11 protein-coding genes and 2 pseudogenes are annotated in these 14,558 nt (G+C 41.5%); 10 read left to right on the top strand and 3 right to left on the bottom strand.

Annotated features, from left to right (window positions below; translation table 11 throughout):
• The first annotated feature begins 3 nt into the window (after window positions 1-3).
• The 5 genes and pseudogenes from JCM15124_RS13020 (at window position 4) to JCM15124_RS03185 (ending at window position 7,195) form a co-directional block, all read left to right on the top strand.
• Window positions 4-468, top strand: a complete 465-nt coding sequence (locus JCM15124_RS13020; RefSeq protein WP_232220060.1) for a DUF3256 family protein — start codon at window positions 4-6, stop codon at window positions 466-468.
• A gap of 795 nt (window positions 469-1,263) precedes the next feature.
• Window positions 1,264-2,526 carry a nucleoside permease gene (locus JCM15124_RS03200; protein ID WP_024998270.1) on the top strand — a complete coding sequence of 421 codons (1,263 nt, stop codon included), beginning with the start codon at window positions 1,264-1,266 and terminating at the stop codon, window positions 2,524-2,526.
• Window positions 2,526-3,085 (top strand): annotated as a pseudogene (locus JCM15124_RS13015) (bifunctional nuclease family protein). Before JCM15124_RS03200 ends, JCM15124_RS13015 begins: the two are co-directional and overlap by 1 nt.
• Window positions 3,086-3,095: 10 nt before the next feature.
• The gene (locus tag JCM15124_RS03190; protein ID WP_024998269.1) at window positions 3,096-3,818 is read left to right on the top strand and encodes a 16S rRNA (uracil(1498)-N(3))-methyltransferase; all 723 of its coding nucleotides are present in this window, start codon (window positions 3,096-3,098) and stop codon (window positions 3,816-3,818) included.
• Between the two features lie 116 nt (window positions 3,819-3,934).
• Window positions 3,935-7,195 carry a TonB-dependent receptor gene (locus tag JCM15124_RS03185; protein ID WP_024998268.1) on the top strand — a complete coding sequence of 1,087 codons (3,261 nt, stop codon included), beginning with the start codon at window positions 3,935-3,937 and terminating at the stop codon, window positions 7,193-7,195.
• Between the two features lie 150 nt (window positions 7,196-7,345).
• On the opposite strand, the gene JCM15124_RS15725 is transcribed toward JCM15124_RS03185, so the two are convergent.
• Entirely contained in the window at window positions 7,346-7,513 is a 168-nt protein-coding gene (locus JCM15124_RS15725; protein WP_156930623.1) for a hypothetical protein, read from the bottom strand.
• A 41-nt stretch (window positions 7,514-7,554) separates the two neighbouring features.
• Window positions 7,555-8,211, bottom strand: a complete 657-nt coding sequence (locus JCM15124_RS03180) for an HdeD family acid-resistance protein (RefSeq protein ID WP_024998267.1) — start codon at window positions 8,209-8,211, stop codon at window positions 7,555-7,557.
• A 137-nt stretch (window positions 8,212-8,348) separates the two neighbouring features.
• Here JCM15124_RS03180 and JCM15124_RS03175 point away from each other — a divergent pair, with 137 nt between their 5' ends.
• Window positions 8,349-8,873 carry a histidine phosphatase family protein gene (locus JCM15124_RS03175; protein ID WP_024998266.1) on the top strand — a complete coding sequence of 175 codons (525 nt, stop codon included), beginning with the start codon at window positions 8,349-8,351 and terminating at the stop codon, window positions 8,871-8,873.
• A gap of 675 nt (window positions 8,874-9,548) precedes the next feature.
• Here JCM15124_RS03175 and JCM15124_RS03170 read toward each other — a convergent pair.
• Complete coding sequence (locus JCM15124_RS03170) at window positions 9,549-10,421, bottom strand: hypothetical protein (RefSeq protein ID WP_024998265.1); 873 nt, start codon at window positions 10,419-10,421, stop codon at window positions 9,549-9,551.
• A gap of 299 nt (window positions 10,422-10,720) precedes the next feature.
• Here JCM15124_RS03170 and JCM15124_RS03165 point away from each other — a divergent pair, with 299 nt between their 5' ends.
• The 4 genes and pseudogenes from JCM15124_RS03165 to JCM15124_RS13005 all read left to right on the top strand — a co-directional run.
• Window positions 10,721-11,449 carry a glycoside hydrolase family 25 protein gene (locus tag JCM15124_RS03165; protein WP_024998264.1) on the top strand — a complete coding sequence of 243 codons (729 nt, stop codon included), beginning with the start codon at window positions 10,721-10,723 and terminating at the stop codon, window positions 11,447-11,449.
• 63 nt (window positions 11,450-11,512) lie between these two features.
• Window positions 11,513-12,799, top strand: coding sequence for a zinc ribbon domain-containing protein (locus JCM15124_RS03160; RefSeq protein ID WP_024998263.1), 1,287 nt, complete (start codon window positions 11,513-11,515; stop codon window positions 12,797-12,799).
• 144 nt (window positions 12,800-12,943) lie between these two features.
• On the top strand, window positions 12,944-13,501 hold the full coding sequence (locus JCM15124_RS03155) for a 30S ribosomal protein S16 (RefSeq protein ID WP_024998262.1): 558 nt from the start codon (window positions 12,944-12,946) through the stop codon (window positions 13,499-13,501).
• Between the two features lie 262 nt (window positions 13,502-13,763).
• Window positions 13,764-14,445, top strand: a pseudogene (locus JCM15124_RS13005) (IS982 family transposase); the annotation flags it as partial.
• Window positions 14,446-14,558: the final 113 nt, after the last annotated feature.

Genomic DNA, 14,558 nt, shown 5'->3' with positions numbered 1-14,558 from the left:
GAATTGGCAGACTATGTTACGATGGATATGAAGTCGGAGGTGGTGAATGCTTTGCACGATACAACACGTATAGAAAAACTTACCGACGACTATGTTTTGGTTCAGTTAAGCAATGCTACCAAGTTGGAAATAAAGAGCTTGGACACCTCTACGATAGCGATGGTGCAGACGTGGTGCGGTCCTTTAGCCGAGAGTAAACTATCGTTGTTTTCAAGTAATTGGGAGGCTAAACCGCTCAGTATAGACGTTTCTCCAATGTTTGTGAAGCCCGACACAATGTCGCAACAGCGTTACAGCGAATTGTTGGATATGGCAAACGTTACAATGAACGAATTTCAATTATCGGCAAAAGATAATAGTCTGACAATAAACTATTCCGTTCCTTTGCTTTCTTCTACCGATAAAAAGGAGATGCAAGCGATATTAAGGCAAAGAAAGCTTAATTGGAATGGAAGTACATTTAAATAGTGTTAATCTTCAAATGAAAGCATTTGTAAAGTTTGCAACTTTGCGTAAGTATGCCTAACTTTGCATCGTGTTTTTCATGGTATTAGATTATTAAGGTTAATAAAGATTGATTGTCGCGAGACAATCAATTTTTTTGTTCTTGTTCCTAACGTGAGTTCGGCATAAGAAGGCAGGTAAAACAAGTAATTTTGCAGATGTTTTTCAGACAAGTTCTCTAATGAAGCAGTGAGAGATTTTCCGTCTAATCTTGTAAAGATAATTCTCTTAAAAAGTGATAATTTCGCTTTGGCGTTGCGAAACCGTAGGTTTTACAACGCAAAACCTACGGTTTTACCGTGCAAAACCTACGGTTTTACCGTGCAAAACCTACGGTTTTGGATCGCAAAACAATAGGTTTTGTAATGCACTGATAAATAAATAGTTACGCGACAGCTATGTTTGTGAAAAATGTTTACACTTTTATTGCCTTATTTTCGTTCTTTTCTCGTTTCTCGAAAAGTGCGTTTTCTCGCCATGGCAATGCTCAAAAAAATTTGGTATTGCTTATTTGGCTGAACGAAAACGTTCATGAATAACGTGAGTCCGGTGTAGGAATTTGAGAGCGAAGATACTGCATTTCTTTTTGATTATAAGCATATTAAATCATAACCGGTTCCTTTCTTTAACTTTCTTATATGTAATATATTGGTGTAATTCTTACATCGAACTCACGTCGTTCCTACATAAATATTCTGCTTTGTTTTGGTAGTTTGTGATAAAATCTGTACTTTTGTTGCCAACAATAAAATCTAAGAGATGAATTTAAAAATACGTTTAGCACTGATGAACTTCTTGGAGTTTGCAGTGTGGGGGGCATACTTGACGTCTATGGGACGTTATTTGGGTAATGTTGGAATAGGTGAAAACATTGGTTTGTTCTATTCCATGCAAGGCATTGTTTCTATTTTCATGCCCGCATTGATGGGTATTGTTGCCGATAGGTGGATTCCTGCACAACGATTGTTGGGCTATTGCCATTTGTTAGCCGGCTTATTCATGTTTGGTACGGCATGGTATGGGGTAGAAGCAGGCACAAACGTAGACTTTAGCATAATTTTCAGCCTTTATTCTATGTCGGTTGCCTTTTATATGCCCACCATTGCTTTGGCTAATTCCGTTGCTTACTCGGCATTGACACAAGCCGGAATGGATACTGTGAAAGATTTTCCACCTATCCGTGTGTTCGGTACGATAGGTTTTATATTGACAATGTGGCTGGTCGATATATTAGGTTTTCAAAGCAATCAAAATCAATTCGTTACTTCGGGTGTAGTAGGTATTATTCTTTTCCTCTACACCTTTACATTGCCGAAATGCGAAATATCAACGAGTAACGAAAAGAAGAGCTTGGTAGATGCTCTCGGGTTGAAAGCTTTCTCGCTGTTTAAACAAAAGAAAATGGCAATCTTCTTTATCTTCTCAATGTTGTTGGGCGTAAGTTTGCAGATAACAAACAGTTTTGCAAACCCATTCTTGTTCAGTTTTGCAGCGCAGCCCGAATTTGCTGATGCTTTTGGTGTGCAGCATGCCAATATATTAATAAGTCTTTCACAGATAAGCGAGACTTGCTGTATCTTGCTCATTCCGTTCTTCATGCGCCGTTATGGCATTAAGAACGTAATGCTGATAGCTATGTTTGGGTGGGTTTTGCGCTTCGGACTCTTTGGTTTGGGCAACCCGGGGACACCCGGAGTTTTCCTTTTCGTATTGTCAATGATTGTTTACGGTATTGCATTTGATTTCTTTAATATATCAGGTTCGCTCTTTGTCGATAAGAGTACAGACCCCTCGATACGTTCATCGGCACAAGGATTGTTTATGTTGATGACCAATGGCATTGGTGCTACGGTAGGAACGCTTGCAGCTCAAGCCGTTATTAATCATTATACGGAATTGAAAAAGTTTGGCGATAATATTCTGACAGTAGGCGATTGGCAAACTTGCTGGTTCATTTTTTCCGGTTATGCTTTGCTTGTTGCAGTTAGCTTTGCTGTAATATTCCGTCCAAAAGAACATTAATGAATAAAGTACAGGTATTTTTTAAAGGATTGACAGAAATAGTTGGTGGTTCCAAGATGGGACTCTTGGTGCTTACCAACAATTGGAAGATAAGCAAATAGCCATTGTCTGCGATAAGGCAATGGCACATGAGCTGAATATTCGCATAGGACAGAACTCGCTTCGGCACAAGCTTTTGCCTGAAGTGTTGTGTTGGATAAATCCTGATATGGATACCGAACATTACGAAATCTTATTCAATTCCATAGAAGATGGGCAATATAAAGTGGTGTTGATAAATAAACTGACGTTTGAAATGACACCTATCCGTGCTTCAGATGCAATACTTTTAGCACAGATAGCCCAATTAGAGATATTTATGGAAGAAAGACTTTTTATGCGGCAGAGTGTGCCTTACGAGTCGGGGAAAAGCAAAGTGGCACTTCCTCTGAATGCCTTGACTTCCGAAATGCTTGAAGATGCTTTGCAGAGAGCCATAGAAAACGAAAACTACGAGTTGGCTTCTAACTTGCGCGATGAATTGAATCGACGCAAAGGAAATAAAAACGAAACGGTATAAGGGGTAAGAAATGAAAGAAGTACGTTACTTTTATGTTCCTGATGCAGCTGACAATAACGAATTACCAACCGAAGAAGCTACTCATGCTGTACGTGTTTTACGATTGAAAAGTGGCGATGATATTTTCTTGATGAATGGCGAAGGAACGTTTTATCAAGCTGTTGTTACATTGGCAAACCAAAAGCATTGCTTTTACGAAATAAAGCAATCGTTGCCTCAGGATAAAACGTGGAAAGGACATTTACACCTTGCCATTGCTCCCACAAAGGATATAGGGCGTATTGAATGGATGGTGGAAAAAGCTACGGAAATAGGTTTTGATGAGATTTCCTTTCTGAATTGTCAGTTTTCTGAGCGCAAAGTGTTGCGTACGGACCGTATAGAGCGTATTGTCGTGTCGGCAATGAAGCAGAGTCGTAAGGCGTGGAAACCGATTGTAAACGAAATGATTACATTCGAACAATTTATGTGTAGAGATATAAAAGGGGCGAAGTTTATCTGCCATTGCTACAATGAAATAGAGAAAACCGACTTTTTTACGGAATTGAATAGTTCGGATTGTGCCAATCAAATAACCGTTTTGGTAGGACCTGAAGGCGATTTCTCCATTGATGAAGTACGCCAAGCCATGAACAACAACTATCGAAGCGTAACATTAGGAAATAGCCGTTTGCGTACAGAAACAGCAGGGTTGTCTGCTGTCATGATGGCTAATTTGGCACATCGGATTTAATTTTTTCTTGTTAGAACTTCTTTTTTACCAAGATTATAACGATGTTTTGGTAAATTTTAGTTATATTTGCACCATAATTACAATATAACGTTATTAAGTCTTAACATTAATTTATTATGCAGAAAAGATTGCTTTCTCTTGTTGTAATGCTGCTTGCTTTAACTTCTTCAGTTATGGCACAGATTACCACATCGGGTATTAGCGGTAAGGTTACGTCGAATGGCGAAGAAGTCATCGGTGCTACGGTTACTGCTATCCACCAACCTTCCGGGACAGTCTATCGGGCTTTGACCAATTTAGACGGACGTTTTACCATTCAAGGTATGCGTGTTGGTGGACCTTACAAAGTAGAAATTGCCTATATTGGCCAACAAACAAAAACATTTAGCGATGTAACGCTTCGTTTGGGTGAAGTGGAAGACTTATCATGCAAACTGCAAACAGAATCAAAAGAGTTGCAGGAGGTTGTTGTGGTGGCTAAAGCAGGAATCAATGGAACAAAAACGGGTGCGGCACAGAGCCTTAATGCTAAACAAATTGCCGAAATCCCAAGTATCACACACGGTATTGCTGATGTAGCAAGATTAAATCCCCAGCTAACAACATCAAGTAATGGTGCAATGTCGTTTGCAGGAACGAACAACCGTTACAACTCGTTTATGATTGACGGTGCTATGAACAACGACGTGTTTGGTCTTACCGCCGATGGCTCTAATGGTGGACAAGCCGGTACTCAGCCTGTTTCTATGGAGACTATCGAGCAAATTCAAATCAATGTAGCACCATTCGACGTTCGTCAAAGTGGTTTTACCGGCGGTGCAATCAATGCTATTACAAAGTCGGGAACTAACAATTTCCATGGAAGTGTTTATGGATTTGGCAATAATCAGAACCTTATCGGCCGCCATTATCCTTATTCTGACGGAACGGGCTATGCGCCAAAGTATCAGAAACAGCAAGAATACCAATGGGGTGTAACGTTTGGAGGTCCTATTATCAAGGATAAACTATTCTTCTTCTTTAACTTTGAAGATGCCAACAAAGAATATCCGAATATCAATGGTTATGGGCAAACAGGCTCACGTATTCTTAAAGAGGAGGCTGACGATGTGCTTGCAAAGGTCAAGGAGATGGCTGCAAAGCAAGGATACAACTATACAGGAGCATTCGGTAACCCTGATATTTATACCAAGAGTAAGAAGTTTGGTGCAAAGATTGACTGGAATATCAACGACTTTAACAAGTTCTCGTTCCGTTGGAGCTTAGTAGATGCAAAGCAATTAAACAATGTCAGTGGTGCTTCTTCGTTGAACGATAATCATTATTATTATCCATTTGAGAGCAAAACAAACTCTTTCACCGCTGAATTACAAAGCCGTCTGTCGGCAGTAGTGAGCAACGAAGCGCGTGCAAGTTACGTAAGGGTACGCGACCAGCGTGCCGTAACATCGCCTTTCCCAATGATTTCTCTTCAGGTAACGGGTGGTACGCTTAATATTGGTAACGAGCGTTCGTCTATGGCGAACCAACTTGACCAAGATATTTATACTGTTGAAGACAACCTTACTTGGTATAAGGGTAGCCATACTTTTACTTTTGGTACGCACAACGAGTTTTATAAGTTTGCAAACCTTTTCATTCAAGACGCAAATGGAACTTATAACTTTGCAGATTTAGCACATTTCAATAAGTATTACGAAGACTTTATGGCTGACAAACTTGACCCTAACTATGTTTATCTAAGGCAATACCGCTTTGGAATGGCTAATACCGAAGTAACCGGAGACCCACGTTGGAAAGCTCCATTCTCTGCAGGACAGTTAGGTTTCTACGTTCAAGACAAGTGGAACGCTACTCCTTCTTTCCAGCTTACATACGGTTTGCGCATGGAAATTCCTCTGTTTTTCGATACGCCTACTGCCAATACAGGGTTCAATGAATATGCTGCAAGTCGCGGTTGGGGTGTTCGCACAGACCATAAATTGTCAAGCACTCCTTTGTGGAGCCCACGTGTAGGTTTCCGTTGGGACATCAATAACGACCGTCGCTTCATTCTTCGTGGTGGCTTGGGAGTCTTTACAGGGCGTATTCCATACGTTTGGATTAGCAACAATTTCACGAATACAGGCATTCAGATGTCTAAATACAACGTCTATAATCCAAAGGGGCTTAATCTAATCTTCGACCCTAACAAGCAATTGGAGAATGCTGAGAAGCTGAAAGTATCAGCCGGAAGTCAGGAAGTTGATATTTTCTCTGATAACTTTAAATTCACACAAACGCTTAAATTCAATCTTGGTTTCGACTTTAATGCATTGGGAATAGATTGGACAGCAGAAGCTATCTATTCAAAGACTTTGAACGACATCTACTATAAAAATCTTGCAATCGAAGAAACAGGTAGAACTTTCGGTCAAGAAACCGGTTATACGTGGGACAACCGCCCTATGTTTGAACAGACTACAAAGGGAACTCCATACGCATACGTATATGGATTGTATAACACCAGCAAGGGCTATACAGTGAACTTGTCGTTGAAAGGTGAAAAGCACTTCGACTTCGGTCTTGATTTAATGGCAAGTTACACATGGACACGTTCTATGAGTGTGAATAGCGGAACGTCTTCTGTTGCAGGCAGCAACTGGATGTATAATACTACTTACAGAAATCCTAACGACCCTGAACTGGGTTTCAGCGCATATAATGTTCCTCATCGTGTTCAGGCAAGTGCTTACTATCATGTAGGTTATGGAGCAAGAAAGCAATGGCAAACCACCGTCGGAGTTATCTACCAAGGACGTAGCGGCTCTCCGTATGTTATTGAAATGTATGGCGATATGAATGGTGACGGTGCTCGTGGCAACGACCTTATGTTCATTCCTACCGATGCACAAATTGACCAAATGCGTTTTGCGCCAACAACTGTAAACAACAGCAAGAACACTTATCCATTGATAACAAAAGTATTGGGTGCAGGCTATAGCGGTAATCTTTCTGAAGAACAACAACGTGCTTTATTGAAACAATGGATTGCCGACGACTCTTATATGAGCAAGCATCGTGGCGAATACTTCAAACGTTATGCCGACAATCTTGCTTTCGAGCATCATTTCGATGTTCACTTAGCACAGAAGTATAGCTTTAAAGTTGGCGGACAAGTTAATTCTTTGGAGCTTAGCTTTGACATTATCAATGTCGGAAACTTGCTTAACAAAGATTGGGGACATACCTACGGCGATGGTTTCGGCCGTTACTTCAGTCCATTCAACTATGAAGGCGACGGCTTGTTCAAGTTCGATGGCACACACGTAAATCGAGATTACGACAGTTACAACAGCCGTTGGCGCGGTCAGATAGGTTTACGTTACACATTCTAATTTTCTGAATAATAGATAAAAATAATAAGTGGATACCCTATTTCTAATGAGTATCCACTTATTTTTTATATAATATTTTTCCTTGAAGCCACTTCACTTTTATAGGACAGTACTATCGTTTTATCTCAAAAGTACTATCGTTTTTCGAACTCACGTTAAACCCCAATCGGCATTAGCGTCCTTGACCGGTTTTGTTCGATTGTTGGGCAGCTGTGCCGGCATTTCATCGAAGGTGTAGCGGGCTACGACGAGATGTAATGGCTGCGCAGATACCGGCAAGCGGACGAAACCGGTAAGGAAGCATGACGGTAATAACAAAGATAAGCAAATGCTTCCTAATGAACCGATTGGGGTTTAACCTATTCTTCTATGATTTCGGCGTCTTCGATTTTGTCGTCAGCAGGCATTTTAACGCCGTTTACGACTTTAGCGTTTTCAATCTTTTCGTATGCCCGTTTCATTTGATTTATCTTGATAGCGTTCACCAATTCCACTACACCGTAGAACATTAAGCACCAGCCTATAACCTTTAGAGGTAAGGTTGCAGCGTCCATCGGTTGGGCAATGATGTAAATACCGATACCTAATGTTACTGTTGGGAAGAGCCAAAACAGAATAGGAACGCGGGCAAACCGGCGTGAACTTGCAAGGTTCATAAACTGATTGACAGCTCCCAGTATAAGAATTGCGGCAAAAATATAAACCACCCATGTTATAAATCCGCCCGGCATCAACGTTAAGATAACGCCCAACACAGTGCAACCGATGCCCACAATGGGGAAAATAGGGCGACTTGCCTTTACAACATTGCCTTTTTCATCGACTGTTGGTGGAACTTTTGCTGCTTTTTCTTTCTCAAAATAATAGACTGTGCACGAGATTGCGCCCGATACGAAGAACATTATTCCGGCTGCAATGGTTATCCAAGTCATGGTTTCCACTCTGTATTTTACTAACAATGCGCCAATAACAATTGCAACAATTGCACGAATGATAGAGCTTTGAATTAATCTCATAGTTTTCTTTACCTTATTAAAATAAAGACTGTTGTAGTCTTTTCTTTATATTTCTATTGCAAATATACGAAATAATTCGCACTCTATAGTCTAACTACCAAGTTTTTATTACTTTTGTATTAAGATAAGTATAATATATGACAACACTCTATTTGGTACGCCACGGCGAAACCGTTGATAATGCAAAACGCATTATGCAAGGGCAAACGCAGGGACAACTGAACGAAAACGGCATACGGCAAGCTAAGGAATTGGGACAAAAACTTGCCGATGTACATTTCGATGCTTACGTTTCGAGCGACCTTCAGCGGAGCATTGAAACCTGCCGTGTGATGGTTGGGAACGAAAAGCAGGCACTCATCGTTACTACAAAATTATTGCGCGAACGCGATTGGGGGAGTTTTACAGGAAAGTTTATTCCGGAACTTGCCAACCTAAACGACCCTTCAAAATGGCCCGACGACATAGAAACGTTGGAGGAATTGAAGCAACGAGCTGCAAAATTCTTAGAATGGATAAAGTGTGAATATCCCGATAAGACGGTTTTAGCCGTAGGACACGGCATCATTAATAAAGCGGTTCAAAGTGTGTTCTATGGCAAACCGATGAACGAAATTGCTGTTATGAAAAATGCCGATGTGCGAATTTTGAAGATAGAGTAGAGGTAACGGTTGATATTTTTGTGGGAATTGGTTTTCTTTTCCTTGTTTAACCCCAATCGTTAATTAGCGTTCTTGACTGATTTTGTTCGATTGTTGGGCAGCTGTGCCGGCATTTTATCGAAGGTGTAGCGGGCTACGACGAGATGTAATGGCTGCGCAGCTGCCGGCAAGCGGACGGAAAATCGTACCCCTACATAAAAGCAATGGTTTTGTAAAGATAATTCCGAAGAAAAACGATAATTTCGATTTGGCGTTGCGAAAGCGTAGGTTTTGCGATGCAAAACAGCCGCTTTTACCGTGCAAAACCTACGGTTTTGGAACGCAAAACAATAGGTTTTGTAATGCATTGATAAATAAGTAGTTATGTTGTAGCTGCGTTTGTGAATAATATTTACACTTTTATTGCCTTCTTTTCGTTCATAAAATAGATTGTTTCCATTAATTTTCTATTGCCCAATGTAAGACAGCAAACCGACTGTAACGGTTCGGTGCTTTTACAGTTCTGTATGTTTTATTACTTGAATGAAAAATAAAAGGAACGCCATATCGCATGGAGTTCCTTTCTACATAACCTTTTGTAAATGCGACTTTAACTTTTCTTTTGTCGCTGAAAAACATTACTACCTATCAATTATTTATTTATATCTGGGAACAGTCAAGCTGTAAAGCTTGCTTTTATCTATGACCGCCGAATTGCGAACTGCTACTGTTTGAATTTCCGAAGCCACTGCTTGGTGTTCCAAACGAGTGGTTGCCGCTTCTTGAAGGGGTGAACGACCTGTTTGGAACGGGTCGGATAGAAGTGCTGCCGAAGCTGCGGCTGCCTCCGAACGTGTTGAAACCTGTGTTGTTTCCAAATCGGTTTGCACCATGAGACACGGTTGTACGTGTTGAACTTCTTCTCGGAGCATCGTTGAAACCATAGTTTCTGTTGCCGCCGAAGTTTCTCTCTTGTTGGTTGCCGAAACTCCTTCTTCTGTCCGTTTGTGGATAACTGTTGTTTACATATTGGTATCTTTGTCCGTAATATCCACGTTGGTAGCTGTCGCGCATACCGAAATAGCGTTCTCTATCGTTGTAGCTTACGTATCTGCGCCCATTATACCAGCTGCGCCCGCCATTCGTTCGCCAACTGTGTCCGCCTCTGTAAACAGCGTAAACACGTGGTCTGCTGAAGTAATAATAGTCTCGGCGTGGGTACCTTGCATAGATACTGAGACGCCAATAGCCTGAATCCCAACAAAGCGGACGGTAGAAATAGGAAGCATCGATGAAAGAGCGATACTGCCAATCTAACAGTATATAGCTCAAGTCAAGGTTTCTATGCGTCCAATATGCACCGTAGAGGTCGTCAGCTGTGCTTATGCTCATCAGGTAGTCTAAGTTTATTTCAAATGCAGCTTCGTATTGTTCTTCTGTCAAATTAAGCTCGTATGCCATCTTGTCGGTTAAGAACAATGCCTGTGCACGAGCCTGTTCGTAGCTCATTGCATGTGCTGATGTTGCTATTGTGAATAGTGCCATTAAGGCAATTATGTACTTTTTCATATTCTTACTCCTCTCTTTTTTCGTTATATAGTGTGGCAATGCCTATGCTTTTATGATGCAAAGGAAGTTTTTTTCTTTCATTGCCGAAAAGGATTTTCCCTAATACGGGGAGGATTTTCCCTAAATGTGATGTTCTTGTTTAGAAGCCGATGCGTGTAGTAAGTATATTTTCTTCGTTGCCACCGTTTGGTTGTCTTGAGTGCAAATTACATGCAAAATAATACTAAAATTTTCAGTAAACGATTAATTAAGAGCGGTGTGCCTTTCGCAAACCAATTATAAATAGTATCTTTGCAGATATGAGCAGAAGAAGAAAATATATACTTGTCGTCCTATGTATGTTTTCGTTTTTAGGAGTCAAGGCGCAATATAATATACAATGTGAAGATACGTGCGACCATGTGCATGGACTTGATATGAGTCATTACCAAGGCGATGTGTGGTGGGAAACAGTGGCTAACAACAGCAACCATAAGCTGAACTATGTTTACCTGAAAGCCACTGAAGGCAGGGATTTGATAGACCGCAGGTACTACGAGAATATACAAGCTGCAAAGCGAAACGGAATGAATGTGGGCTCTTATCACTTCTATCGCCCTCAGACACCGCAATTGGAACAGTTGCATAACTTCCGTGCGCAGTGCCGTCCGCAAGACCAAGATCTGATACCGATGGTCGATATAGAGACCACAGGTGGGCTGAGCGACTATGCATTGCAAGACAGCTTGCTGAAGTTCTTGGATTTAATGACAAAAGAATATGGCGTTCGCCCATTGGTTTATACATATACCAATTTCTACAATAAACATCTTATAGGTTCTCTTACAGGGTATAAACTCTTTATAGCGCAATACACAGAACGGGAACCGGTGCTCAACGATGGTCGCGATATATTTGCATGGCAGTACACGGGCAAGGGTTACATCAACGGAGTGCGTGGTTATGTAGACAAAAGCCGACTGATGGGACGGCATAGCATGCGTGAAATTCGCTTCCCCCGAAGGAAAACGAATGTGCGTTACTATTGAATAAGGAAGTAACCCATAAACATCGACTTACTAACGATACAGTAAAATTTAAATCGAATAGCAATGATTATAAAGTGTCCTGAATGTGGACATCAAGTCAGCGATAAAGCACCGGTTTGTCCAAGTTGCGGAGTAGAAATTGCGGGGCACCTCGTAAAGTGTTTCCATTGTGGGGAAATCTATCTCAAGGAAGACGTTGTTTGTCCGAATTGCCACCACTCCGAATCCGTAAGTGGCAGCACAACGAAAAGCGATATTGTAGAAGTGTTTGACAACAACGAGGAAGAAGTAATCGCAGAAGTCGTATCTGACGATACCGAAGAGCCGGTTACCCCTATCAAGATAGAACCTGTCATCGAAGAAGAACTCCCCAAAGCTACGCCCGTTCAAGAGCAGAAAGTGCGGGAAAAGAAAGTTTCGCCCGTTGAAGGAAAGCAAACAAACGACACTGTACAACCTGCAACAAAGAACAACCATATTGCTCTTTTCGTATCTTTGCTAATCGCATTCATTATGTGTGCCGTTCTTCTGTTCTTCTATAATAAAGGTAACGAGAGCCATGAAGCCGACGAATACGAAATAGCGTTGAAGAGCAACAACCAACAAGTAATGGAACAGTTCTTGGAAGACTTTCCTAACGCTCCGTTGGCACATATCAACAGTATTAAGAACTTATTGAGCCAAGACAAGCAGAAAAGCGAAGAATGGGGACACGTGGTTCAGCAAAACACCATTGCAGCTTACAAAGCATACCTCGAAGCGCACCCCGATACACCGCATAAGGAAGAAATTCAAAAGAAAATAGAAGAACTGTATTGGGACGAAGTTGTAAGTTTAAATACAGAAGCTGCTTATCTTGGGTACAGAGAAAAGTTTCCAAAAGGAATCCATACCAAGGAGGCTGACGAGAAATTGAAGGTGATGCTCGACAATACATCGACGCCAAGCGAAGAGAAAGTGGCAGTTGCAGCCGTGCGACAGTTCCTGCAAGGCATCAACAGCAAAAGCACTTCCAAGATTGAAGAGGTAGTAGCACCTTCGTTTAACTTCCTCGGTGCAGGTGGTGCAACAACGGCTGATGTGGCAAAATATATGCGTGAAAAGCTTTATCAGGCAGATGTTAAAAACATAATGTGGCATCTTGGAACTGCCATAAAGGCTACAACCGACAAGCAAGAAGGTGGTGGAACTTTGCAGACAATTACAATTCCGGCTCGTTTGGTAATAGAAAGAAAAGGCGGAACAGGTTCTAACAGATATACAATTAAGGCGCAAATGCAAAACGGAAAGATAACTTCTATTAATTGGATATTGCAAGCCGCCGCGCCAACGACTAAGCCTGAACAGTAAGAAAAAACTGTGATAAATGGCAAAAATGTGTAAGATAATTGTCAGATAGTTTGGTAGATAGAAAAGAAAAATGTAATTTTGCACCCGCTATTACGAGATAATGGCATTAAATTCAAACCTAATTAAAAGAATAAAAAACAAATTATGGCAACAAAAATCAGATTGCAACGCGGAGGTCGTAAAGGCTATGCCGTTTACAGAATTGTAATTGCAGACGTTCGTGCACCACGTGATGGTAAATTTACTGAAAAGATTGGAACTTATAACCCTAACACCAATCCGGCCACAGTAGATTTGAATTTCGACCGTGCACTCTATTGGGTAGAGGTAGGTGCACAACCAACCGACACCGTTCGTAACTTGCTCAGGGCTGAAGGCGTTTATATGATGAAGCACCTTCGTGGCGGTGTTAAGAAAGGCGCATTCGATGAAGCTGCATGTCAGCAGAAGTTTGATGCTTGGAAGAAGGAAAAAGAATCTTCAAAAGACGCATTGACAAAGAAGGCTGCCGATGAGAAGAAGGCAAGTATAGCGAAGAATCTCGAAGAAGAAAAGAAAGCTAACGAAGCCATTGCTAAGAAAGTAGCTGAAAAGAAGGCTGCTGCAAAGGCTGAGGAAGAAGCTGCAAAGGCTGCAGAAGCAGAAGCTGCTGCTCCGGTTGAAGCACCGGCAGAAGAAACTGAAGCACCTGCTGAGGCTTAAAAACTTCTTTTACAAGAATAAAAAAGACTGCAAACCTGATTTCAGATTTGCAGTCTTTTTTTGTGTTTATATAAGGCTGGCAAATACCAAGTTCCCCTTTGGTTTTGTAAAGAGAACTTCCTTACCGTGAATTCGATATAAGAAAGGTTTTTAAAAAGTTGTAGGGGTGGTATCTTTTTCGTGCCTTTATACCTGTAAAACAAATGTTTAAGAATAAACATACACTCCTATGACTGATACAAATTTAATATAAGTATTCTGTATATTCGACGATTTTGCAAGTATTTTACCCCGGAACCGGAAAAAACATACACTTGAAGTACCCGGCAAGCGGCACCGTAACCGTGCTTCGCGCATGTCGGACAGTGAAATCATGACCATTCCGGTACTGTTCCATACTCATCGTTTCCGCGACCCCAAGTCCTTCTATCAGGGCTATATCTGCCGGCACATGCGTGGTGAATTCCCGCATCCGCTCTCCTACAACCGCTTCGTCGAGCGTCAGGCACAGGTTGCACTGCATCTGCTACTGTTCTTCCGGACGTGTGCGCCGGGCAAGTGCTCGGGCATATCCATCATTGATTTCACACCCCCGGCTTCCTGCCACATCAAGCGTGAAAGGCAGCACAGAACCATGAGAGGTCGGGCGGCAAAGGGCAAGTGCACCATGGGTTGGTTCTACGGCTTCAAGCTCCATCTTGTCATCAATGACAAGGGGAGAGATTATCCGGTGGAAATTCACTTCGGGCAACGTAGATGACAGGAAACCATTGAAGGACAAACGCTTCACGGATAGGTTGTTTGGAAAGCTCTTTGCAGACAGAGGCTGTATCAGTCAGAACCTCTTCGAGATGCTCTTTGTGGACAATATCCATTTGATAACCAAGATAAAGAAGAACATGAAGAACTCCTTGATGAGCCTATACGATAAGATACTGCTCAGAAATCCACTGAGCCGTAATTCTTATATCGAACTCATGTTCGCCATAAAGACATATATAAAAAACGCCCATCTTGCTGCAAAACGGCAAGATGGGTGTTATTTTTATAATACTTT

Origin of the sequence: Prevotella falsenii DSM 22864 = JCM 15124, from assembly GCF_000613945.1 — a bacterium.
GTDB lineage: Bacteria > Bacteroidota > Bacteroidia > Bacteroidales > Bacteroidaceae > Prevotella > Prevotella falsenii.
Note: the sequence above shows the minus strand (reverse complement) of the source record. Positions and strands in the feature narration are given on the sequence as shown.